The sequence below is a fragment of the Synechococcus sp. A15-28 genome (assembly GCF_014280175.1).
Lineage (GTDB): Bacteria > Cyanobacteriota > Cyanobacteriia > PCC-6307 > Cyanobiaceae > Parasynechococcus.
This window is the reverse complement of sequence record NZ_CP047931.1, coordinates 1,493,581-1,516,192: the sequence shown is the minus strand read 5'-3', so window position 1 is coordinate 1,516,192 and position 22,612 is coordinate 1,493,581. Positions and strand designations below refer to the sequence as shown.

The 22,612-nt window shown below is 62.2% G+C and carries 22 protein-coding genes; 16 read left to right on the top strand and 6 right to left on the bottom strand.

The features are described from left to right. The first annotated feature begins 31 nt into the window (after positions 1 to 31). The 12 genes from SynA1528_RS08705 (at position 32) to cbbX (ending at position 12,895) form a co-directional block, all read left to right on the top strand. Positions 32 to 1,447 (top strand): form I ribulose bisphosphate carboxylase large subunit, encoded by a 1,416-nt coding sequence (locus SynA1528_RS08705; protein ID WP_011128579.1) that lies wholly within the window; start codon positions 32 to 34, stop codon positions 1,445 to 1,447. Between the two features lie 59 nt (positions 1,448 to 1,506). Further along, a complete protein-coding gene (locus SynA1528_RS08700) occupies positions 1,507 to 1,848 on the top strand; it encodes a ribulose bisphosphate carboxylase small subunit (protein ID WP_115017056.1) in 342 nt (113 codons plus the stop codon). A gap of 101 nt (positions 1,849 to 1,949) precedes the next feature. Then, positions 1,950 to 4,292 carry an alpha-carboxysome scaffolding protein CsoS2 gene (csoS2, locus tag SynA1528_RS08695; protein ID WP_186586415.1) on the top strand — a complete coding sequence of 781 codons (2,343 nt, stop codon included), beginning with the start codon at positions 1,950 to 1,952 and terminating at the stop codon, positions 4,290 to 4,292. A 7-nt stretch (positions 4,293 to 4,299) separates the two neighbouring features. After that, positions 4,300 to 5,967 carry a carboxysome shell carbonic anhydrase gene (locus SynA1528_RS08690; protein ID WP_186586414.1) on the top strand — a complete coding sequence of 556 codons (1,668 nt, stop codon included), beginning with the start codon at positions 4,300 to 4,302 and terminating at the stop codon, positions 5,965 to 5,967. 2 nt (positions 5,968 to 5,969) lie between these two features. Next, positions 5,970 to 6,290, top strand: a complete 321-nt coding sequence (csoS4, locus tag SynA1528_RS08685) for an alpha-carboxysome shell vertex protein CsoS4 (RefSeq protein ID WP_186586413.1) — start codon at positions 5,970 to 5,972, stop codon at positions 6,288 to 6,290. Next, positions 6,290 to 6,541 (top strand): carboxysome peptide B, encoded by a 252-nt coding sequence (locus SynA1528_RS08680; protein WP_011128575.1) that lies wholly within the window; start codon positions 6,290 to 6,292, stop codon positions 6,539 to 6,541. The genes csoS4 and SynA1528_RS08680 overlap by 1 nt, the downstream gene beginning before the upstream one ends. Positions 6,542 to 6,593: 52 nt before the next feature. Then, positions 6,594 to 7,133, top strand: coding sequence for an alpha-carboxysome major shell protein CsoS1 (gene csoS1 / locus SynA1528_RS13290; protein WP_286187796.1), 540 nt, complete (start codon positions 6,594 to 6,596; stop codon positions 7,131 to 7,133). Positions 7,134 to 7,244: 111 nt separating this feature from the next. Beyond that, positions 7,245 to 9,089, top strand: coding sequence for an NAD(P)H-quinone oxidoreductase subunit F (locus SynA1528_RS08670; RefSeq protein ID WP_186586412.1), 1,845 nt, complete (start codon positions 7,245 to 7,247; stop codon positions 9,087 to 9,089). Between the two features lie 10 nt (positions 9,090 to 9,099). Beyond that, positions 9,100 to 10,590 carry an NADH-quinone oxidoreductase subunit M gene (locus tag SynA1528_RS08665; RefSeq protein ID WP_186586411.1) on the top strand — a complete coding sequence of 497 codons (1,491 nt, stop codon included), beginning with the start codon at positions 9,100 to 9,102 and terminating at the stop codon, positions 10,588 to 10,590. After that, the gene (locus SynA1528_RS08660; RefSeq protein ID WP_186586410.1) at positions 10,587 to 11,729 is read left to right on the top strand and encodes a CO2 hydration protein; all 1,143 of its coding nucleotides are present in this window, start codon (positions 10,587 to 10,589) and stop codon (positions 11,727 to 11,729) included. Before SynA1528_RS08665 ends, SynA1528_RS08660 begins: the two co-directional genes overlap by 4 nt. Before the next feature lie 25 nt (positions 11,730 to 11,754). After that, positions 11,755 to 12,006, top strand: a complete 252-nt coding sequence (locus tag SynA1528_RS08655) for a 4a-hydroxytetrahydrobiopterin dehydratase (protein WP_186588371.1) — start codon at positions 11,755 to 11,757, stop codon at positions 12,004 to 12,006. Then, a complete protein-coding gene (gene cbbX, locus SynA1528_RS08650; protein WP_186586409.1) occupies positions 11,990 to 12,895 on the top strand; it encodes a CbbX protein in 906 nt (301 codons plus the stop codon). Before SynA1528_RS08655 ends, cbbX begins: the two co-directional genes overlap by 17 nt. On the opposite strand, the gene SynA1528_RS08645 is transcribed toward cbbX, so the two are convergent. The 4 genes from SynA1528_RS08645 to SynA1528_RS08630 are packed head-to-tail and all read right to left on the bottom strand — an operon-like array spanning position 12,810 to position 16,103. After that, positions 12,810 to 14,060, bottom strand: a complete 1,251-nt coding sequence (locus SynA1528_RS08645) for a chloride channel protein (protein ID WP_186586408.1) — start codon at positions 14,058 to 14,060, stop codon at positions 12,810 to 12,812. The two genes, cbbX and SynA1528_RS08645, sit on opposite strands and share 86 nt — an antisense overlap. Then, positions 14,057 to 14,296, bottom strand: coding sequence for a 2Fe-2S iron-sulfur cluster-binding protein (locus SynA1528_RS08640; RefSeq protein WP_186586407.1), 240 nt, complete (start codon positions 14,294 to 14,296; stop codon positions 14,057 to 14,059). Before SynA1528_RS08640 ends, SynA1528_RS08645 begins: the two co-directional genes overlap by 4 nt. Continuing rightward, complete coding sequence (locus SynA1528_RS08635; RefSeq protein ID WP_186588369.1) at positions 14,293 to 15,762, bottom strand: cobyric acid synthase; 1,470 nt, start codon at positions 15,760 to 15,762, stop codon at positions 14,293 to 14,295. The genes SynA1528_RS08640 and SynA1528_RS08635 overlap by 4 nt, the downstream gene beginning before the upstream one ends. A gap of 17 nt (positions 15,763 to 15,779) precedes the next feature. Beyond that, the gene (locus tag SynA1528_RS08630; protein WP_286187795.1) at positions 15,780 to 16,103 is read right to left on the bottom strand and encodes an Npun_F0494 family protein; all 324 of its coding nucleotides are present in this window, start codon (positions 16,101 to 16,103) and stop codon (positions 15,780 to 15,782) included. 111 nt (positions 16,104 to 16,214) lie between these two features. On the opposite strand from SynA1528_RS08630, the gene SynA1528_RS08625 reads away from it, so the two are divergent. From SynA1528_RS08625 to SynA1528_RS08610, 4 genes are read left to right on the top strand one after another with little or no spacing between them, the layout of a single operon-like run. Next, positions 16,215 to 16,796 (top strand): nucleoside triphosphate pyrophosphatase, encoded by a 582-nt coding sequence (locus SynA1528_RS08625; RefSeq protein WP_186586406.1) that lies wholly within the window; start codon positions 16,215 to 16,217, stop codon positions 16,794 to 16,796. Next, on the top strand, positions 16,742 to 18,553 hold the full coding sequence (locus SynA1528_RS08620; RefSeq protein ID WP_286187794.1) for a mechanosensitive ion channel family protein: 1,812 nt from the start codon (positions 16,742 to 16,744) through the stop codon (positions 18,551 to 18,553). The genes SynA1528_RS08625 and SynA1528_RS08620 overlap by 55 nt, the downstream gene beginning before the upstream one ends. A 35-nt stretch (positions 18,554 to 18,588) precedes the next feature. Then, the gene (locus tag SynA1528_RS08615) at positions 18,589 to 20,832 is read left to right on the top strand and encodes an ERV1/ALR-related protein (RefSeq protein ID WP_186586405.1); all 2,244 of its coding nucleotides are present in this window, start codon (positions 18,589 to 18,591) and stop codon (positions 20,830 to 20,832) included. 15 nt (positions 20,833 to 20,847) lie between these two features. Next, a complete protein-coding gene (locus SynA1528_RS08610; RefSeq protein ID WP_186586404.1) occupies positions 20,848 to 21,225 on the top strand; it encodes a hypothetical protein in 378 nt (125 codons plus the stop codon). 456 nt (positions 21,226 to 21,681) lie between these two features. On the opposite strand, the gene SynA1528_RS08605 is transcribed toward SynA1528_RS08610, so the two are convergent. After that, on the bottom strand, positions 21,682 to 21,966 hold the full coding sequence (locus SynA1528_RS08605; RefSeq protein ID WP_186586403.1) for a hypothetical protein: 285 nt from the start codon (positions 21,964 to 21,966) through the stop codon (positions 21,682 to 21,684). A gap of 48 nt (positions 21,967 to 22,014) precedes the next feature. Next, on the bottom strand, positions 22,015 to 22,173 hold the full coding sequence (locus SynA1528_RS08600; protein WP_186586402.1) for a hypothetical protein: 159 nt from the start codon (positions 22,171 to 22,173) through the stop codon (positions 22,015 to 22,017). Positions 22,174 to 22,612: the final 439 nt, after the last annotated feature.

Here is a 22,612-nt window from a genome sequence, read left to right as displayed (position 1 = left end):
CCCCCCTTCACCGACCTAACGGAGTTTTCCCATGAGCAAGAAGTACGACGCTGGGGTCAAGGAGTACAGGGACACTTACTGGACTCCTGATTACGTTCCCCTCGACACCGACCTGCTGGCCTGCTTCAAGTGCACCGGCCAGGAAGGTGTGCCCAAGGAAGAAGTAGCCGCTGCTGTGGCTGCTGAATCCTCCACCGGCACCTGGTCCACTGTGTGGTCCGAGCTCCTCACCGACCTCGACTTCTACAAGGGCCGTTGCTACCGCATCGAGGACGTCCCTGGTGACAAGGAGTCCTTCTACGCCTTCATCGCTTACCCCCTCGACCTATTCGAAGAAGGTTCCATCACCAACGTTCTGACCTCCCTGGTCGGCAACGTGTTCGGTTTCAAGGCCCTGCGCCACCTCCGTCTGGAAGACATCCGCTTCCCGATGGCCTTCATTAAGAGCTGCTACGGCCCGCCAAACGGCATCCAGGTCGAGCGCGACCGGATGAACAAGTACGGCCGTCCCCTGCTGGGTTGCACCATCAAGCCGAAGCTCGGCCTGAGCGGTAAGAACTACGGCCGTGTGGTCTATGAGTGCCTGCGCGGCGGTCTGGACTTCACCAAGGACGACGAGAACATCAACTCTCAGCCCTTCCAGCGTTGGCAGAACCGCTTCGAATTCGTTGCGGAAGCCATCAAGCTGTCCGAGCAGGAGACCGGCGAGCGCAAGGGTCACTACCTCAACGTGACCGCCAACACTCCCGAGGAGATGTACGAGCGCGCTGAGTTCGCCAAGGAACTCGGCATGCCAATCATCATGCACGACTTCATCACCGGTGGCTTCACGGCCAACACCGGTCTGTCGAAGTGGTGCCGTAAGAACGGCATGTTGCTGCACATCCACCGCGCCATGCACGCGGTGATCGACCGTCACCCCAAGCACGGCATCCACTTCCGCGTTCTCGCCAAGTGTCTGCGTCTGTCCGGTGGTGACCAGCTCCACACCGGCACCGTGGTCGGCAAGCTGGAAGGTGATCGTCAGACCACCCTCGGCTACATCGACCAGCTGCGCGAATCCTTCGTGCCCGAAGACCGCAGCCGCGGCAACTTCTTCGATCAGGACTGGGGTTCCATGCCTGGCGTGTTCGCCGTTGCTTCCGGCGGTATCCACGTGTGGCACATGCCCGCGCTGGTCGCCATCTTCGGTGACGACTCCGTGCTGCAGTTCGGTGGTGGTACCCACGGTCACCCCTGGGGTTCCGCTGCAGGTGCTGCTGCCAACCGTGTGGCCCTCGAGGCCTGCGTCAAGGCACGCAATGCCGGTCGCGAGATCGAGAAGGAAAGCCGGGACATCCTCATGGAAGCCGGTAAGCACAGCCCTGAGCTGGCCATCGCCCTCGAGACCTGGAAGGAGATCAAGTTCGAGTTCGACACCGTCGACAAGCTCGACGTTCAGAACTGATCGTTTTTACGGCCGGTTGATTCAACCGGCCCAACATTTTTCTAACTACCAGGATCCCCATGCCTTTCCAGAGCACCGTGGGTGACTATCAAACAGTCGCCACCCTGGAGACCTTCGGCTTTCTTCCGCCGATGACCCAGGACGAGATCTACGACCAGATCGCGTACATCATTGCCCAGGGTTGGAGCCCGCTCGTTGAGCACGTCCACCCCAGCAATTCCATGGCCACTTATTGGTCTTATTGGAAACTCCCCTTCTTCGGTGAGAAGGACCTCAACGTTGTTGTGAGTGAGCTCGAGGCCTGCCATCGCGCTTACCCCGACCACCACGTGCGCATCGTCGGTTACGACGCTTACACCCAGAGCCAGGGTTCCTGCTTCGTGGTTTTCGAAGGACGCTGATCCTCCGAATCTCTGGTTCCGAGCCCTGACCTGATCAGGGCTCCAGCTTTTTCCGGAGGGGCAGGTGCCCTTCCACCTCACGACGACACCCTCGGGCGGACATGGCAAGACTTTCCAGTCGCGAACTCGCACTCGAGCGCCGCAAGGCGCTGACCACCTCCGGTAAGAAGTCCTCCGTGGCTGAGGGAGATGGTGCCAACCGTGTGCGCACTGCCGCCGACGCACGTCCCACCCGCACCGATGCAGCTGCCGCTGTTGAGCCCATTGCTCCAGTTGCTGCTGCTCCCGTGAAGCCTGCGGTGTCGTTCACCCCGGCTTCTCCCTCCCGCAGTTCCCAGGTCAAGCCCCAGCGTCATCCCAGCCGGGACCTTGTGCTGGCCCGCCGTGAGGCCCTGTCCCGCCGCGGCAAGACCGCCGATACCAGCCGCGACCGCAGCCGCTCCGATGTTGCCCGCCAGGCCCAGGCGGCTGCTCCCGCTGCAGCCCCCGTTGAAGAGAAAAAATCCTGTGGTTGTGGCGGCAGCCGTGCTGCCGAGAAGGTTCAGCTGAGTGCTGCCACCGCATCCTTGAGGCCCCGTTCCGAGCGTCGTTCGGCGACTCCCAAGCGCCGCGCCATTGAGAACCCCAGCCGCGCGCTGGTGCTGGCCCGTCGCGAGGCCATGGCGAAGCACGGCAAGACCGCCGGCAAGCACCCCACCAGTGCAGCTGCGGTGGCCCGTCAGGCCAACCCTGATCTCACCAGCCGTGAGCTGGCCCAGCAGGTGCGTGAGCTCCGGGCGAAAGCCGGTGCCCGCAACAAGCAGAGCGCCGGTGTGACCCGTCCCACGGGCCCAAATCGCCACGGTGCCAAGCAGGCCGCTGCTGCCGATGCCCATTGGAAAGTTGGTGAAAGCACCACCACCTCCGGCCAGACCGTGACGGGCACTCAGGCCAACCGTTCGGTGAAGACCACCGGCAATGAAGCCAGCATCTGCCGCTCGATCACCGGCACCGAATATCTGGGCGCCGAAGTGTTCCAGACCTTCTGCCAGCAGGCTCCTGAGCCCACCACCCCCGCCAAGGTTCGCGTCACGGCCACCAGCCACGGCAACCGGGTCACCGGCAATGAGGTTGGTCGCTCAGAAAAGGTCACCGGCGATGAACCGGGCACCTGCAAGAGCGTGACGGGCACCGAATACATCTCGGCCAATCAGTCCGCTGCCTATTGCGGTGGTGGCAATGTCTCCCCCCGCAAGGTGGGCCTCAGCCTCACTGAACAGGGACGTCCCGTCAGTGGTGTGATGGTGGGCCGCTCGTCCAGCGTCACCGGCGACGAAGCCGGCGCCAACCGCAGCCTCACCGGCGATCAGTACCTCGGTTCCGATCCCCTGCCTGATGGTCGTCCCGCCGCCAAGGTGGGTCTGTCCGGAACCCTGTCCGGTACCGGTGTCACCGGCACCATGGTGGGCCGCTCCTCCCAGGTCACCGGCGATGAGTTCGGTTCCTGCCATCGCGTCACCGGTAATCAATACATCAGTGCCGAGCAGGTCAATGCCTTCTGCGGCAGCAAGCCTGAGCCCGAAGCCGCCAAGGTCGGCTTCAGCATCACCAACCGCAACCAGGTGGTGAGTGGCACCCGCACCGGTCGCTCGGAACGGGTCACTGGCGATGAGCCCGGCAGCTGTCAGGCGGTGACCGGTACTCCCTACGCCGGTCTTGAGCAAGCGGGTCAGCACTGCGGCACCCCTGCTGTCCAGGCCATCCGTGAGCGTACCCCCGTTCGTCGCGGCACCCCTTCCGCTGCGATGACTGGCATTCAGCCCGGCGTCGGTGGTGTGATGACGGGTGATCAAAAGGGTTCCTGTGAAGCCGTCACGGGTACGCCCTACGTTGGTGCCGACCAGCTGGCAACAGCCTGCGGTGCTGATGCACCTGCTGGCACCGATGCCAATGGTCAATCTCCGGAAGGAGCTGCCTGGACCCGGTTCAGCGTGATGTCTCCCGCCCGTGCCGCCCAGCAGCAGCGGGATGGTCAGGGTGCTGTGACGGGGACCTCCTATGAGGAGGGCAACCGCATCACCGGCCCTTTTGACATGGCCGGTGGCAAAGTTACCGGCACAGAGCAGTTCCGTTTCGACAACCGCGAGTTTCAGCGCCGTCAGTTCCAGCCCACCGTGGCCGTGGTGAGCGAACCGGCCGAAAAGCCTGCCTCCCGTGTGACCGGTGAGGGCTCCTCCACCAAGATCACCGGTGATGACTGGGATCGTGGCGAGCACGTCACCGGTACTGAAGGGGCTTCCGCACGTCGTCGCAACCCCACCCGTCCCGGTCCGATGAGTGCCATGGCTCCTCATGAGCGCAAGCGCAATGAAGAGAACGAGTGGCCCGTCAGCCGCGTGACCGGTTCCAGCGGCAACACCGAGAAGGGTTCCCTGATCACCGTCTCCGGCGGCGCACGGGGCTGATCCGCTGATGGTCCGCTCCATGCCTCTTCGCGGCGGGCGACCTCAGGCCCCCACGGCACCGACCCGACGCCAGCTGCAGAGCTTGGCTTCTGCGGCTGAGTCTCCGGCTCAGCCCAGCGAGCCAGCCAAGCTGGTTCAAGGGGCCATCGGAGGTGGTCGGGTCCGGTCAGCAGGCGATCAGCGCCAACCGGGTTGGGTGCGTCGTGACAAGGGTGCAACCACCTCGGTTCCGTTCAATCTCAGCCGTAGTTCCCTGCCTCTCACCCACCGGCAGCATCCCCTCACTGATGCTGCTGCCAATGCCCGCCTCCGCGACTATGAGCAGGAGGTGAAGGGTCGGTTTGATCGCATCGTCCCTCTGCTGCAGCGGGTTTCAGCGCTCCAGCACGAGCCCGATTTTCTTGACCAGGCGCAGCGTCTCACCCGGACTGAACTGGGTTTCGACCTTCCTCAGCACATTCTTGAGAAGGCCTGGGTGCGCCCCCTCGACATGCGGGCGCTGTTCGCCTGGTGCGTGTTCGAAAGCCATCGGCTGTTCAGTGATCGTTTTTTCCAGGACGATCCGCTGAATGGTGCAGTCGGCAGTGCACCCGCCCGCGAGTTCGAGCATTTTTTGCTCGACTGTGGCATTCATCTTCTGGATATCACTCCCTGCGCTGATGGTCGCCTGGCCCACACGGTGGCCTATGCCTTGCGCATTCCCTTCAGTGCGGTCCGGCGTCGTTCCCATGCCGGCGCCATGTTCGATGTGGAGAACACCGTCAACCGATGGGTGAAGACCGAGCACCGTCGCCACCGGGAGGGGATGCCGAATCCCTCCACGGAGCCGACCCGCTATCTGAAGGTGGTGACTTACCACTTCAGTTCCCTTGATCCTCAGCATCAAGGTTGTGCGGCCCACGGCAGCAACGATGAACTTGCTGCTTCAGCTGGTCATCAGCGGCTGCTCGATTTCCGTGAAGCGGTGGAGAACAGCTTCTGCTGTGGCGCATCCGTCGATCTTCTGCTGATCGGCCTCGACACCGATACCGACGCGATTCGTGTGCATCCTCCATCTCGCGACAGTGAGATGGAGCTCGATCAGTGGCTCTGCGCACGGGAGCTCCATGCCGCCACCGAGTCAATGACGGCGGATCAGGCCATGGCGCAGATCGCGGAAGCAGTCGAATCCGCAGCCCCCGGTGCGATGGATCCCGGCATGGTCACCTTCCTCACCCGGTTGATCGCCAATAATGTCTCTCAGATCGACTACGTGCAGGAGCTGCACGGGGCTCCATACCCTGATGCCGGCCATGCCGAGCGTTTCATCGGTGTTGGGATCGGCTTCAAGGAGGTTCACCTCCGCAACCTCACCTACTTCTCACATCTGGACACCGTGGAAGTGGGTGCTCCGGATCTGGATGTGGGGGTCAAGATCTTCAGAGGTTTAAACGTGTCCAAGGATCTGCCGATCCCGGTGGTGATCCGCTTCGATTACACGGGCAGTGTTCCCGGCGCCCGCGAGCGGGCGATCGCCGATTGTCATCGGGTGAATCAGGCCATCGCCGAGCGCTACGGCGAACTGGTGAATCAGGGCCTGCTCCACACTTGCCTCACCGTTCGGGATCGCAACCAGACGGTCCCGGCCGAGGTGGTCGGTTCCACCCTCGCCCCTCAGCTTCAGGAGGCTCACTGATCATGCTCATCGTCAAGGTCATCAAGCCGCTCGTCTCCACCAACCGCATTCCGGATTTCGAGCACAAGCATCTTCAGGTGGTGCAGGACGGCAGCGCCAAGAAGGTGGCTGTCGATGCCGTGGGTGCCAAGCCCGGCGACTGGGTGATCTGCGTCAGCAGTTCCGCCGCCCGCGAAGCGGCCGGAAGCAAGTCGTACCCCAGCGACCTCACCATCGTGGGGATCATCGACCACTGGGAACCGGACCCACCGAAAACACCGGCTCCAGCGCCGGCTCCAACCCCTGCTCCAACGGCAAATCCCACCGGAGGAGCGAGCGCCTGATGGAGATCATGCAGGTGATGGGCACCCTGGTGTGCAGCTTCCGCGTCGCGGGGCTGGATCACATGCACCTGCGCATCCTCCGCAACGCCAAGGGCAAGAAGCTGGTGGCCGTGGACCCCGTGGGTGCCCGTGAGGGCAACTGGGTGTTCACCGCCAGCGGCTCCGCCGCACGGCATGCCTGCCCGGACAACAAGGTCCTCACCGATCTGACCATCGGCGGGATCATCGATCACTGGAATCCGGACGGATAGGGAGCCTTCCCTCCCTCCGCCGTTTCCGTTCCGCTTCCACTTCTCTTTTCCCATGGCCACCCCGACCCCCACACCCCGTCGTCGCACCACCCGCAGCAGTGCCGCTGCGAACAAGACCGTTGATGTGAAGCCCGTGGCCACCCCTTCTGCTTCCGCCGCGACTCCGGCCCCGACCCCTGCACCCACCACAACCCGTCGCAGCGCCAGCACCACCGGCAGGAGTGCAGCGACCAGATCTGGTGGTGGCGGCAGCGTCGCCAAGCCTGTGGTCAACCCAGGCTCAGCCTCCAGCCCGGTTCAGGGCATCGCCCTTGGCATGATCGAGACCCGCGGCATGGTGCCCGCGATCGAAGCGGCTGATGCCATGACCAAGGCTGCTGAGGTCAGCCTGATCTGCCGCGAATATGTCGGTGGTGGTTACGTCACCGTGATGGTTCGGGGTGAAACCGGTGCGGTCAACGCAGCGGTGCGTGCTGGCGCCGATGCCTGTGAGCGCGTTGGTGACGGTCTTGTTGCCGCTCACATCATTGCCCGTCCCCATCAGGAGGTGGAACCTGCCCTGATCGTCAGCGGTGCGACACGTCGGCTCTGATATCACAGCTCCAGTACTACAGCCGTTCACAAAGAGCGCTCAGAACCAGGTGCCCTACCTAGATTCGCCGGCCAATCAACGACCAGCCCGATCCCGATCCCGCTCGCCGTTTTGACCCAGGAGCTCTCGCTTCCCATCCAGACCGCCTGGTTGATTCCTCTTTATGGATTCGCCGGCATGCTGGTGTCGCTGCCCTGGGCATCAGGATTCTTCCGCAGGGATGCCCATCGCCCGGCGGCCTATCTCAACATTCTTCTGACCTTGCTGGCTTTCGGCCACGGCAGCCTCATCCTCCAGCATGTGTATCAGTCCGGTCCGGTGGACCTGGCCTTCCCCTGGCTCACCGTTGCTGATCTGCAGCTGGACATCAGTTTCAGCCTTTCCCTCACCAACCTGGTGGCCCTGGAACTGATCACGGGCCTCAGTCTGTTTTCTCAGGTTTATTCCCTCGGCTACATGGACAAGGAGTGGGCCCTGGCCCGCTTCTTTGCCCTGCTCGGCTTTTTTGAGGGAGCGATGAGCGGAGTGGTGCTGAGTGATTCCCTGTTCCAGAGCTATTTCCTCCTGGAGATGCTCACCCTCTCCACCTATTTGTTGGTGGGCTTCTGGTACGCCCAGCCCCTTGTGGTGACGGCGGCCAGGGATGCCTTCCTCACCAAGCGCGTCGGTGACGTGCTGCTGCTGATGGGTGTAGTGGCCCTCTGCAGTTATTCCGGCGCGATGGGGTTCAACGATCTCTACGCCTGGGCGGCGCAGGATGCGCTCTCTCCCCTGGCCGCGACGTTGCTGGGGCTCGGTCTGATCGCTGGACCCACGGGTAAGTGCGCCCAGTTCCCGATGCATCTCTGGCTGGATGAGGCGATGGAGGGTCCCAACCCTGCCTCCATCCTGCGGAACTCCGTTGTCGTCACCTGCGGGGCGATCGTTCTGCTCAAGGTGATGCCGATCCTTCAGCTCTCACCCATTGCCGAAGGTGTGTTGCTGGTGATCGGCAGCATCAGCGCCATCGGTGGATCGCTGGTGGCCATCGCACAGGTGGACATCAAGCGCACCCAGTCGTACACGACCACGGCCCATCTGGGTCTGGTGTTCATCGCCATCGCCCTGCAGATTCCGGTTCTGGCCCTGCTGCTGCTGTTCTCCCATGCCGTCTCAAAGGCATTGCTGTCGATGAGCATCGGTGGCGTTATCGCGTCCACCAACTGCCAGGACATCACAGAGCTGGGTGGTCTGGGCAGCCGGATGCCCGCCACCACCACGGCGTTCATCGTGGGTGGTGCCGGTCTGGTGGGGTTCCTCCCTTTAGGTGGATTTCTTGCCCTGGCTCAGTCGATCGAGTTGCTCAGCGTTCGCTCGATCCCCTTCATGGGGATCTTTCTGTTGACCAACGCTCTCACGGCCCTCGGTTTGGTTCGGGTGTTCCGTCATGTGTTCCTGGGCAATCCGCTGATCAAGTCGCGCCGGTCGGCTGAGGTGAACTGGCAGATGGCGTTGCCGATGGTGGCCCTCTCTGTGGTGGTGCTGCTGACGCCATTCCTGCTGGTCCGCCTCGAATCCCTCGACGGTCTTCTGGCGTTTCCGCTCTGGGCTGCAGGTCTTGTGGTGGGCAGCGGTCTGATCGGGCTGATCGCTGGTGCCCTGCTGCCGTTGAGCAAGGCCTGGTCCCGTTCGCTCAACCCTTGGCTGCGCTGGTTCCAGGACCTGCTGGCCTACGACTTCTACACAGAGAATTTCTACCGAGTCACCATCGTCAATGTGGTGGCCCGTGTATCGCGCCTGGCCTCGTGGTTTGACCGCACCGTCGTTGACGGCTTGCTCAATGGTGTGGCCCGATTGTCGCTGCAGAGCGCCGAGGGCTTGAAGCTGAGTGTCAGCGGCCAGAGCCAGTCCTATGTGCTCACAGTGCTGGTGGCCATTGTTCTCTTTCTCACCACGGTGAGCTGGTTCCTTACCTGATCGCCCTGAGATGTTGCTTTCCCTGCTGCTCTTGATTCCCCTGCTGGGGGCACTGGCCTTGATCCTCTGGCCGGGATCACCCACCAGCAATCGGTTGCGCGAGGTGTCGATCGTGTTGCTGGCCGTTCAATGCGTGGCCAGCTTTGCCCTGCTGTTGCCCTTCGACCCCACGGACGCCGGACTTCAGCTGATTGAGCAGGCCCGCTGGGTCCATGCGATCGGTCTGGATTACGCCCTGGCGGTGGATGGATTGTCCCTGCCCCTGGTGCTGATGAACGGGGTGCTCTGCCTGGTGGCCGCCATCGCCTCGCGTTCGATTGAGAATCGCCCCCGCATCTACTTCGCCTTGCTGCTGGTGATCAGCGGTGCGGTGAACGGTGCCTTCCTGTCTCAGAACCTGCTGCTGTTTTTCCTGTTCTACGAGCTGGAACTGATTCCGCTGTGGTTGTTGATCGCTGTCTGGGGTGGTGCCAATCGGGCCTATGCCGCCACCAAGTTTCTGATCGTCACGGCGGTGTCCGGTGTGCTGATCCTGGCGGCCTTCCTGGGGCTGGCGTTCGTCAGCGGCACGATGGATTTCAGCCTGCAGCCGATCCTGGCCGGTGAGCTCGGAATGACGGCGCAGCTGGTGCTGATGGGTGCACTGCTGATCGGTTTCGGCATCAAGATTCCCCTTTTCCCCTTCCACACCTGGCTTCCGGATGCCCACACCGAGGCCTCGACGCCGGTGTCGGTGCTGCTGGCCGGGGTGTTGCTCAAGCTGGGGACCTACGGCCTGCTGCGGTTCTGCCTCGGACTGTTCCCGGAGGCCTGGCAGCTGGCCTCCCCCTGGCTGGCGGCCTGGGCCGCGATCTCGGTGCTTTACGGCACCCTGGCCGCCATTGCGCAAACCGACATGAAGCGGATGGTGGCCTACAGCTCAGTTGGCCACATGGGCTACGTGCTGCTAGCGGCGGCCGCCGCCACACCGCTGGGCTTGATGGGTGCCCTCTTCCAGATGGTCAGCCATGGCTTGATCTCCGGAGTGCTCTTTCTGCTGGTTGGAGTGGTCTACGCCCGCACCGGCACCCGCGATCTCAACGTGTTGCGCGGTCTGTTGAACCCGCAGCGCGGACTACCGCTGACCGGCTCTCTGATGATCATCGGTGTGATGGCCAGCGCCGGTATTCCTGGCATGGCGGGCTTCATCTCCGAATTTCTGATCTTCCGCGGAAGCCTCCAGCCTTTCCCGATCGCCACATTGCTGTCGATGGTGGGCTCTGGTCTCACGGCGGTGTATTTCCTGTTGCTGGTGAACCGCGCGTTCTTCGGTCGTCTCGCCATCGCCCCCGGCGAGGTGGTGAATCCCCGTATTCTCGACCGTGTTGCCTTGCGGGAACAGGTGCCTGCCATTGCTCTCAGCCTTGGTGTTCTCGCCCTTGGCCTGGCGCCGGAACTGCTGTCGAACCTCAGTGAAGCAGCCACCACGGGGCTGAGTCAGATCAGCGGAGGACTTTCATGACCACCACCCTCAAGCCCACCCCAGCGGCACCTCCGTTGCTGCCGGATCAGGAGGAACTGATCCGTCGGCTGCTGAGCGACACGCCGCTGCTCAAGGACACGCCGGACCATCTGCTCCAGGTGGTGAATGTGCTGGAGAGTTACGGCATCGTCCTGGATGCCTACAGCAAAAACCTGGTGGATCAGGGGGAGACGCAATTGCTCAATCCCTTCCCGGTGTTCCGCTTCTTTCATGAGGGCTTCAATCTGAAGCGGCTGTGGAAGCACCTGCTGGGGGACCGCATCAACTTTGAGTACGCCGAGTACTGCCAGAAGGCGATGTTCTGGCACGGCACCGGAGGTTTGGATGCTTACCTCGACACGCCTGAATTCGCTGAAACCTGCCAGCGGATCATTCAACGCAAGGCTTCGCGGGATCCGTTGCTGGCGCTCACCAATCGCCTTTATCCAGGATTTGCTCCTGAATCGATCCGATCGCTCACCACGATCTATTGCCTCGGTCTCTTCTGGCGGGTGATGAGTGATCTGTTCGTCGACATGGCCCGTCGCTATGCGATCAAGGAGATCACCTGCGTTCGCGATGTGGTGCATCACATCCGCGACGGATTGGTGGCTGCGGCCGGCAACCCGATTACTTACAAGGTGACCGTGGGTGGTGAGGAGATCTGGGTGTTGCCTCCCGAGGCCGGTCTCACCTTTCTGGTGGATGTGGCCGTGCCTTACGTGGAAGCCGTGTTCTTCCGCGGCATGCCGTTCCTGGGAACGGTGTCCTACAACGCCCAGGCCCGTCAGATCTCACCGGACATCAGTGATTTCAAGTACGGCGCCCTTTACGCCGATCCGATTCCCAGCATGGGGGCGGGCATTCCTCCGAGCCTGTGCATGCAGGACATGTACCGCCATCTGCCCGATGAACTCAGCCGCTGGTACGACGACAACGGCCGGGGGCAGACCGACGTGCACGTTCAGATCTGCGTCAGCTTCCAGAAGTCGATGTTCTGCGTGACCAATGGCGCCATCGCCGGCACCATGCTCCATCCCTTGGACACCGACGATCCAGATCAGCAGGCGGCCAACCGTGCCTACGCCGAGACGTGGTCGGCGCGGCTGATGGGCTGCCAGCGGGTGGCGCTCCTCTAGGTTTTCAACAGGACCAATGACAACGATGGATCAGTGGCAGGAACGCAAGCGTCCGGTCTGTCTGGAGCGACGCTTCGAGTTCGATGGCTACAGCTCCACCAGGGATTTCCTCGACAAACTGGGCGAGCACAGCGAGGCCACCCAGCGTTTTCCGGACATTAGCTTCGGGAGCACCTATGTGAACATCACGCTCCGGCCCGAGGCCGATGGCGATGAGGCGCAGCTGAGCGAAGCCGACCACGCTTTTGCCGCCCAGATCGATGCCCTCCTCGGTTGATCTGGCGGCGAATTACGCCGAATCCGGCGTGGCTCAGGTGCTGGAGCAGCTGGATCAGGAGCTAATCGGCCTTGTGGCGGTGAAGACGCGGATCCGTGAGATTGCCGCCTTGTTGCTGGTGGACCAGGCGCGACAGCAGCTGGAACTTCCCAGCACAGCCCCAAGCCTTCACATGTCGTTCACGGGCAATCCCGGCACGGGAAAGACCACGGTGGCGCAGCGGATGTCGCAGATCCTGCATCGCCTCGGATACCTCCGCAAAGGCCATGTGGTGACGGCCAGCCGCGACGATCTGGTGGGGCAGTACGTCGGGCATACCGCTCCCAAAACCAAGGAGATGCTTAAGCGAGCTCAGGGGGGTGTGCTGTTCATTGATGAGGCTTACTACCTCTACAAGCCAGACAACGAAAGGGACTACGGCGCTGAGGCGATTGAGATCCTGCTGCAGGAAATGGAGAGCCGGCGTGGCGATGTGGTGGTGATCTTCGCGGGATACAAGGACCGGATGGATCGCTTCTACAGCTCCAATCCGGGGCTCTCCTCCCGGGTGCCCCATCACCTGGATTTCCCGGATTACAGCGATGCGGACCTGATGGCGATCGCCGGGTTGCTGTTGGATGCGCAGCAGTACCGCTTCAGCGCGGAGGCCGAGCAGGCCTTTGCCGAGTACATCGCACTGCGGCGCCAGCTGCCCTTTTTCGCCAACGCCCGCTCCATCCGCAATGCCATCGATCGGGCCCGGTTGCGGCAGGCCAACCGCCTTTTTGCGCGCATGGCCGAAGCGCTCACCAAGGATGATCTGATCACCATTGAGGCTCCGGACATCCGGGCGAGTCGGGTGTTTGCCGGGCAGGTGGAGGGGCATTACCCGGTGGAGAGCGATGCGTGATCAGCCAGGCCACGGCCACACCCACCAACACGGCTGTGGCGCCATGGCCCTGCAACAGACCAAGGCCCAGGATCAAGGCCACCAAGGGTGAGCGCAGCACTGTGAGATAGATCGCGCCGGTGATGCCACCGCACCAACTCCCCAGGCTGCCCAGGTTTGGCGATAGCTCGTGCAGGCCGACACCCGCAGCGCAGGCGACCAGGAACAGTGGGAAGAAGATGCCGCCGCGCCAGCCGGTTTCCAGGCAGAGGCCCAGCAGCAGCAGCTTGACGATCGCCGAGATGATCAGAAGGAAGGCATTTGTGCTGCCTGCACCCTCCAGCAGCGGACGCAGTTGCTCCTCTCCAGCGAAGGGCACCAGGGGCAGCCAGTGCATGGTGATGCCCAGCAACAGCCCCGTTAGCGCCGGCCACCAGCGCCAGTGGGCCAGGAGCTGCCGCGGTTCAAGCCAGCTCCGCCAGCGCAGCAGCAGCCAGCCGAGGCCCCAACCCACCACACCGGCCATGGCCCCTGAGCTGAGGGTGCCGAGATCATCCCCGAGGTTGCTGGGCCAGCTGTAGGCCATGCGCTGCAGGCTGCCGCCACTGGCCTGGTCGATGCCATGGAAGGCGGCGAAACCTGCCAATCCCCCGAGGGTGCCGGGTGTCCAGCGTGCGATCAGATCACGCCGCTGACTGGTCTGAACGACAGCCCCCCCCAGCAGTGGAAAGCCGAACAGGCCAAGACTGCCGGCGGTGGCGGCCAGCTTGAGGTCGTGGTCTCGCCCCCGCCAGATCCGTTGACTGATCACTGCGGCCAGGCGGGTCATCAGGGCTTCTGGGCCGATGCTGCCGCCGCCGATCTGGGCCAGTGCGGCACCGAGGATGGCTTGGACGTTGTTGCGAGGTGGTGCATGATCTGGATCCCGCAGATCGGCGATCGTCTCCGGCAGCTCCGGCAGCAAGGTGTGCTCACCGGCGCGATGCAGCTGGCTGAGCACCACGCCGATGCCACTGCAGATCGACAGCGACCAGACCCACGGAATCTGCCGGTCCAGCCCTTCCACCACCGGATCCCCCCAGAGCGCTTGGGTCATCAGGCCGATCAGCCCCATAAACAGGGCGACCCCTGCTCCACTGATGGCTCCTGTGAGCAGGGCCAGCGCGCTGAGACGAAGCTGAGTCACCAGTGGGGATCGGTGGCGAAGTCCACCGATAACTGTCCAGATTTTGAAGGTGGCACCGTGCTGATGCAGGCCCGTACCACCTTGCCGTTCAACTCGATCTCACAGGCGCCGCAGCTGCCCCCCAGGCATCCGGTGGGAATGGCAACCCCCGCCTTGGCAGCAGCCTGCAACCAGTCGCTGCCAACGGTCTCCTGTGTGGTGTGGCCATCCGGCCAGCGCACGGCGATGCTGCTCACGACTGCAACAGGGGTGAGAGGTCCACATGTTGCTCGAAGGCATCGGCCAGGCGTTCGAGCAGTTGATGGCGGTGCTCCCCATGGTTCGGCAGGTTGGTGGCCAGGTCCGTCAGCCCCTTGCGTTTGCGCAGTTGATTCAGCCAATGACGCCGCCAGGGGCCGTTGTCGAGAAGACCATGCAGATAAGTGCCGATGATGGTCCCACCAGATGGCGTTGAGCTCCACCAGCCGAGACCCGGCTCATGGCAGAGCGGCAGCAGGTCATCGCTGGCCTGGGTGCTGCCGTGGTGCAGTTCGAAGCCGGAGATCGGGGTTGTTTCCGGCCAGAGCGCTTGCACCTCGCGTTGCCGCAGGGCCTTTGTTCCACCGAAGCGCGTGGTGAGGGGCAACAGCCCGAGCCCGGGCCAGGGCCCAACCCCATCGCCTCCCTCCAGTTGATCTGGGTCGTGCAACGCGCGCCCGATCAGCTGCATGCCACCGCAGATCGCCAGCAGTGAGCCTCCACGACTGGTGAATTCCACCAGTTGACGGTCCAGTCCGCTGCTGCGCAGAGCCTCGAGGTCCCGCAGGGTCTGTTTGCTTCCGGGCAGCAGCACAGCATCAGGGCTTCCGAGGCTGTCGCCAGGGTGTACCCAGCGCAGCCGCAGGCTGGGTTCTGCTTCCAATGGGTCCAGATCGGAGAAGTTGCTGATTGACGGCAACTTCAGCACCGCGATCTCCAGATCGGTGGGCCCTCGGCTCGGTTTGCGCTCCAGCAGATCGAGGGAATCCTCCGGTGGGAACAGATCGTTCAGCCAGGGCATGACGCCAAGCACCGGAACGCCTGTGTGTTGTTCCAGCCAGCTGCGCCCTTCATCGAACAGCTCCCGTCGCCCGCGGAAACGGTTGATCAGGATGCCTTTGATCAAGTGCCGTTCCACCGGGCGCAACAGTGCCAGCGTGCCGACGATCTGGGCGAAGACGCCGCCGCGTTCGATGTCCGCCACCAGCAGGCAGTTGGCGCGGAGGTACTGAGCCAGTCGCAGGTTGGTGAGGTCCCGTCGCTGCAGATTCACCTCCACCGGACTGCCGGCCCCCTCCAGCACCAGCCGGCCTTGGGGCCACCGCTGCTGCAGCTCGCTCAACCCGCTGCGGATCGCCTGCCAGCCGGGACGGAACCAGTCGCGGTAGTAATGCTCTGCTCGGGCCAGGCCAACGCTGCGGCCGCCATGGATCACCTCACTGGTGCTGTCGCCCCGCGGCTTGAGCAGCACCGGATTCATCGCACAGCAGGGCTCCAGACCGGCAGCCCAGGCCTGCATCGCCTGGGAGTACGCCATCTCGCCGCCATCGGCATCCACCCAGGCGTTGTTGCTCATGTTCTGCCCTTTGAACGGCAGGGGTTGTTCACCGTGGCGGCGCAGCACCCGGCAGAGGGCGGCGGTCATCAGGGATTTGCCGGCACCACTGGAGGTCCCCAGCACCATCAGTGGACGCTGCACGTTCAAAACGGCCAGCGGCGCCGCAGCGCCTGCCGTAGACGATCGTTCCAGCCCGGTGGCTGCAGCAGCTCAGCCTGACGGGCCTCCAGCAGATCCCGTCCCAGGGGTGTGAGTCGAAAGCGACTGGTGAGCCCCTGGCCGTCCACTTCCCGCCGCAGCACGCCCACGGTGATCAGCCAGCGCAGATCGTCTTCAAGGTGTTCCCCATCCCGTGGCCAGGTCGGGCCACGACCGAAGCGGGACTTGTCTTGCCAGATGGTGTCGGCATCCAGCCCCTGCCGCTGCAGCTCCCGGTATAGCGCTGCCGAAAAGGGCAGGCAGCGCATGGAGCGCAGGGCCCGTGCTCGGCTGCGTTGATCAAGAAGCTCAGTGGGATGCTCGATGGCGGAATCTCCCAGTGCTGGCAGCCTACGGAGTGTTCCTGCCGGAGTGATTCCGTGCTGCTTCTGGCTTCTGCATCGCCGGCCCGCCGCCGGCTGCTTGAACTGGCGCAGATCCCCCATCGCGTGCGCGTCAGCGGCGTGGATGAAAGCACCATCCGTAACGACGATCCCTCCCAGCTGGTGCAGCAGTTGGCCCTGGCCAAGGCCTCTGCCGTTCGGGAGGACATTGACCCTGACATCTCCCTGGTCTTGGGGTGCGATTCGCTGCTGCTGTTCGAGGGGGAGGTGTTCGGCAAACCTCAGGATGCGGAGGAGGCTGTCGCGCGCTGGCGGCGCATGGCCGGAGGCAGCGGTTCGCTGCTCACCGGTCACGCCCTGCTGGTTCGCGGCGGTGAGAACCGTTTGATCTGCATCAGCACCAGGGTCCACTTCGCTGCGCTCACGGAGGAGGAGATCCACGCCTACGTCGCCACCGGGGAGCCACTTCACTGCGCCGGCGGTTTCGCTTTGGAGGGCCGCGGTGCTCCCCTGATTGCGGGATTAGAAGGCTGTTATTCAAACGTGATCGGTCTGAGCCTTCCGTGGCTGCGAACCGTCCTCAGGGACAGCAAAATGGTCCAGACAACCTCGGGTTGAGCGTGTTTCGCTTCAGACGACGCCTGGGTCTTTGGTTAACGGCAGCGCTGTTGGCGTTGATGCCCCTGGTGGCTCAGGCCTCGATCCTCGATTTCATTCCACCAAGTCCGGCGGGCTCCCCTGCGCAACAACAGGACAGGCAGGCGCAGTTCGAGGGGAAATACGAGCTGGCCAAGGTTCGGGTTCTGGGGGTGCCTGCCATCACCGTTGCCAGCCCGGTACAGCTGGGGGAGCCGAGCGGGATTGAGGCGTCGCTCAGGGCCAGGGTGATTGAAGGGAATCTGCGCGCCCTCTACGACCCGAACCAGCTCTGCAGTTTCGGCGAGCGGCTCAGCGAGTGGATGCTGGACCGCCTGCTTCAGTCCGACGCTCACGTCTGCACGGCGGGTCAGCGCTACGGCCTGGATCGTTCCGGCACGCCACTGACCCTGGAGGTGCTGCGGGACGGCAGTGGTCCCTATCAGCTGGCGGCGCGGTTGCCGGGACGTGAGCAACCGTTCCCACTTCTCACCGTGACCCGTGCCGATGCCGAGATCAATGGGGCGCGGGAGCTCGCGCTGGCCCAGGCCTGGCGGGAACGCCTGGAGGGGCGCCTGAACCATGCCCGGAGGATCTACGCACCGCCGCAGTTGGCCCGACGCTTCCGTCTGGTCGTGGTGACGGAACTGATGCTGCTGTTGTTGTTTGCGGCCATGCTGCTGCTCTGGCGCCGACTGCGGCAACGCACCTCACGCCTGCATGGCGAGCTTCGGGCCAAGGGCCGTTCTGACCGCAGGGGGGAGACCCGGTTACACGCCGAACAGGCTCTGACCATCGCTGTGCTGCTGCTGCTGCTGATGCTGTACCTGCTGGTCTTGATGATCGGAGTCCTGGTGGTGGCCATCCCCGGGAAAGTTCCTCTAGGGATTGAGCTGGTGCTGCAGCCATCGCTTGCTGTGATCAAGTTTCTGGCGGTGACCCTGGCCACGTTCCTGTTGCGCAGTCTGAGCACCTTCCTGCTCAGCCAGTGGTCGGGGGATGTGGATGTCCCCCGGCGGCTGCAGGCCCGGCGTCAGCAGCGCTATCGCAGTTTGCTGAGCACAACCCATCGGCTGATCAATGTGGTCGGGATCGGCGTGGTGTTGCTCTGGGTGCTGCTGGATGTCCCCGGTGTGCGTTCCGCGTCGGTGTCGTTGGTGCTGGCCGGTGGTGCCTTGCTGGGAGCGCTGGCGTTTGTGTTCCAGGGATTGCTGAGGGATTTTTCGGCTGGATTGGTGATGTTGCTGGAGGACCGTTACGCCGTTGGCGATTGGATCGAGGTGGCGGGCATCGAAGGAGAAGTGATCGAGATGGGCCTGTTCAGCACCCAGATCCGCTGCCTGGATCAACGGATGAACATCCTCGACAATTCCTCGATCCTGCAGATGCGAAACCACACGAAGCTGCGCTCCGGAAGCCTGGTCACCTTTGTGATTTCCCACCGTCAAACGGATCTGGAGATCGTCTACCGGACGTTGTCCCTTGAGATCGAAGACTTCTGTGTGGACCCTGTCTGGGGCAATCGGTTGCTGGGGGATCCGATCCTTCGGGGCATCAAGCGCACCACGGCTCTCGGTGTGCAGATGCAGGTGCTGCTGGTGACTCGGGCCGGCGAGCAATGGACGACGGAACGGGAGTTTCAACGCCGTGCTCTGCGGGCGCTGCATCGCCGAGGGGTTCAACTGGCGGACGGGCTGGATCTCGGCAGCGTGCTGCCGGGTACGGCCGGAGGCCGCTGATCTCATTAACTTCAAGTCACTGGATTGCTTTCCTGATGGCTGCAATGGCATCGGTCACCTTTGAGAGGTTGTTCGACTATTTGCCCCCCAGCGGGTTGACGGCGGAGCTCATGGCTGACCGGCTGCAAGCTGGCGGAGCGGACATGACCGTGGACGACCTGAAGGGCGCCATTGACGCTTACCGGCTTAAGGATGGAGCCATCACCCTCAACGATTGGCGCATCCTGTTGGCTCTCCAGGTGGGGGATGCCGATCTCAAGGCCCGCGAGGCGTTCCGACTGCTCGATCAGGACGGTGATGGCTGGATCGAGCTGGAGGATCTCAAACGGTTGATCCATCTGTTTGAGGTGTCCGAGCAGACGGCCGATGCCATCGCGATCGAGATGGCACGGGATGGCTCAGAACGCATTGACCTCCAGCGACTGCTGGATTACCTGCCCGAAGGGTTCGAAGCCCATCCACGCGCTTACACCGGCGGGCATCGAGCCGTTGATTCCCACGCGGTGTCCCGCGGTGCCTCCCTTTCAGATCGGGGTCACAAGGGTGATCACAAGGGCACGTCGCCGCTGCAGATGCAGATCGGTTGGTTCCGATTGATCCAGGGTGCGGCCTACCGCAGTTTCCGCGAGAGCTATTCCGCCAATTCCGAGACCCATCTCCGGGCCTACGACCTTCCCTACACGATTCCGGACTTTGTTCGGTTCGTGAATGCGGCTGTGGATCTCTACCTCTCCCTTGGCATTGTTGAGCCTGGCGCTGAGGAGCCCTTCGAAAGCCTGCGGGCTTCGGTGAATGGTGCTGAAGAGGCCTTGCGCGAGCGCATGGCCAACTGGGAGTCAATGTCTCCCAGCGAGGCGATGCTGGAGGCGGAGGGTCGGCTGGAGCAGGAACTGGCGGAGCTCGACCATCACCATCAGATCATTTCCGTGGTGCTGGAGGTGTTGCTCACGGCGGCGCTGCATGGCCACAGCCCGGATCAGGTCACCAATGAGGATCTGCAGAGCCATGAGCTGAATCGCCTGCGCCAGCTGGATGACCATCGCGAGGTCACCGCTGAGCTGGATCATCAGAAACCGGCATCAAGCCGTCCGTATCACGAGAGCTGGCAGCGCGTGATCGTAGACCCCGACGATGAGCGCTTCGCCGGATCGATCATGCCGACGGCTTACTGGTACGACGAGTTCATGCCACTGTTGCTGCGGGCGAGCTCAGTCGTGACCAAGGACGACATCTCGGCCTGGGACGACGCCGATGATGCCGATCTCAATGCCTGGTTCGCCGAACGCCATGCCGCAGGCGAGTTCGATCTCTATGGCCACGCCACTGAAGAGGCCTTCAATTCCCGTCCTCTTGGCGTGAAGAAGGAGCTGAAGCGGGCCTGGGAGCTGACGCGTCACTATCTCAACGGTGTTCAGAAACGCCGGGAGCGTGAGGAATTCGGGCGTGAATCCGGTTTCCTGTGTCAGTACGTCGCCTTCCTGGATCTGCACGTCGGCCGGCATGACGTGGAGGCCAGCCAGATGCGGGTGAGCTTCCCCTATTACATCGGCCCCGCGACCTGGCGCTTCATGCACACCAGCGCGGAACTGATCGCAGACCAACCGGATGGGCAGCAGCAGCAATCGGTGGAGGCGTTCAAGGCTTTCTTCGCTGCACTGGCCACGATGTATCCCTGCCCGTATTGCCGTTTCCATCTCAATCGCTACGTGGTGCGCAACCGCGAGGTGTCGATGTATCCCATCGAGTACCTGCTGCTGGGATCGGATGAGGCCACAAGCACCATTGAGGTTTCCCTGCAGGACAAGCTCGACCGGGTCAGCGATGGTGAATCGCTGCGCTTGTTCCTGTGGAAGCTGCACAACACCGTGTCTTCCTCCATCGCCCGCAGTGAAGCCTGGTATCACCAGGACTCCGGTGCTTATTACACCTCTCGCTACTGGCCGAGTCTGGATTCCGAACTGGAACGGGCCCACACCCTGGGGGTGGAATCGATCGAGCGGGATCGGGTTCAACGCATCTATGGCGTGGTGAAGAGCGCCGCTCATCTGTCGGTGTTGCGGGATGAACTGCAGCTCTCACTGCATGCCGACGACCTGGAGCAGCAGAAGAGCGTGCGCTCACGGGCAGTCGGTGCCATCAACGGCGTGGAAGAAGCTGTGGCACAGTCCAGGTTTCTGCACGAGAACTACCGCTACAACCAGGATCTGGTGCTGGAGGAGCCTCACTTCAGTGCGGCTGAGGAGATCCTGGCGCGCAGTGGCCAGTTCACTGAGAACTAGTCAGCAAGGGTGTCCATGGTCTTCCTTCCCTTGCGACGGTTGATCCGCAGTGCTCTCCTGGCGCTCTTGCTCACCTGGGGCTTTGCCTCGGTGGTGGGGGCCTCCGCCGATCAGTCGCTGTTGCTGCTGTTTGGGGGACTGCTCATTGGTGTTCATGCCTCTCTCGGCTATTGCCGTTATCACCGTCGCCTCAACTCCGTGTTTCTCATGCAGGAGCTGTCGGACCAAGAGTATGAGCTGATCAGGCAGGCGCGTCACCGAGACGGCCCGGCATGGTCATGGCCATGTCATCGCGGCTCCTGGCGTTTGTCCAGGTTTCGTCTCACCAGGGTTTGCGTCAGCCAGAGAAGGCCGAGAAAGCCAGCGGATACGAGCATCAGCGTCATGAATTGATCTCCTGTTCTGTCCAGTCAGATCAAGCCAGTTTCCAGGACTGTCCCTGGCGACTGGTGGTGGGCTGAGGGGATTGTGATGGTGCTGTTGTCAGTAAAAAGCCCCCCTCAACATCAGGGGGGCTACAGGACAGGCGATCCCCATCACCCAGCCAACGCACCAAAGATAGGGCCTGATGACCGGGCGATCTTAAAAATGCACTAGATCTAGTGGGATTTCTGTAAAGACTTGATGGCGTCGCCTTGACGTTCCACAGGTTGTGGACAGCCGGGATGTGTTCTTTGTCACCTTGGCTCTGGAAAAGGCTGGCACCACTGGCTTTCTGAGCTAGGTTGTGGATATCCCCATCACCCGGCCGCCCGTTGTGGCGGCTTTTTTGTTGGGCAGACAGGGAGTTCTGCTGGTTGACACACCAGATCTGGTGTCACTGTCAGGTCGCCTTCTGTCGTGTCGCCGTCAGTCCATCCAAAGCGACTGAAATGTTCGTGGATATCCCTCCCTCATGTTCATGGAGGCTTCACGGATGAAGTCGATGCAGGCTTTGGAGCCATCAAAGGACCGTGCTTCCACCACTGCAGCGAAGGCCTCGGCATCGGTTTTCCCCTCTGTCAGGGCTTGATTCATGACCATTACGGCATTGACCGGCTCACAGCGACCGATCCACTGCTTGGGCTCCTGAGCGGCTTGCGCCATGACAAGGTTGACCGCTGTGGCAAGAAGGAGCGGAGTCAGGCTGGTCATCAGTGTGACTTGATCAGGGGAAACTGATGGTCAATGTCATACGTCGATTCAGATGCTGTCGAGTTGTTGGCAGGTATCTTCAAGCATGAGATCAAGTAATTCCAAGGCGACCAACCGTTTTTCTGCACGAATGCTTCTCAACAGTAATGAGTATTTGTGCTGTCGCATCAGCGAGGGTTCCCCCATTTCCTTCCAGCGGTGTGCCAAGAAGCTGCTCAACCGTGCTCTTGGCGACGTTGTCATCGGATGGATGGATGCCAGTGACTTAAGTCAAGCGAGGCGTCAGGCACAATGCGTGGTCATCTCAACATAAAGCCGTTTAAAAGAATGTGAAAACTAAAATCTTTCTTGATCCCTCACCGGCATTGCTGGTATTCAAAGCCATGAAGATAGCGATCAAATAGTTCAGGATTTGATTGTTTGGCGGCCTTGATTTGTTCCATCGTTGGACAAGGTTCGGATTTCTGGGTCACCTTGATCAACACAAGGACGATCAAAGGGATGGCTAAGGCGCAAAAGATGATGAATTTTTTATTCATTTGATCCCTTTGAAAAACGTCTCGTGACTCAGCAGGTCTTCTTCCTCTTTAGTTGAAAAGAAATCATAAACAAAGCCTGGTCCTTTGTTCGGGTGGTTAGCGAAGGG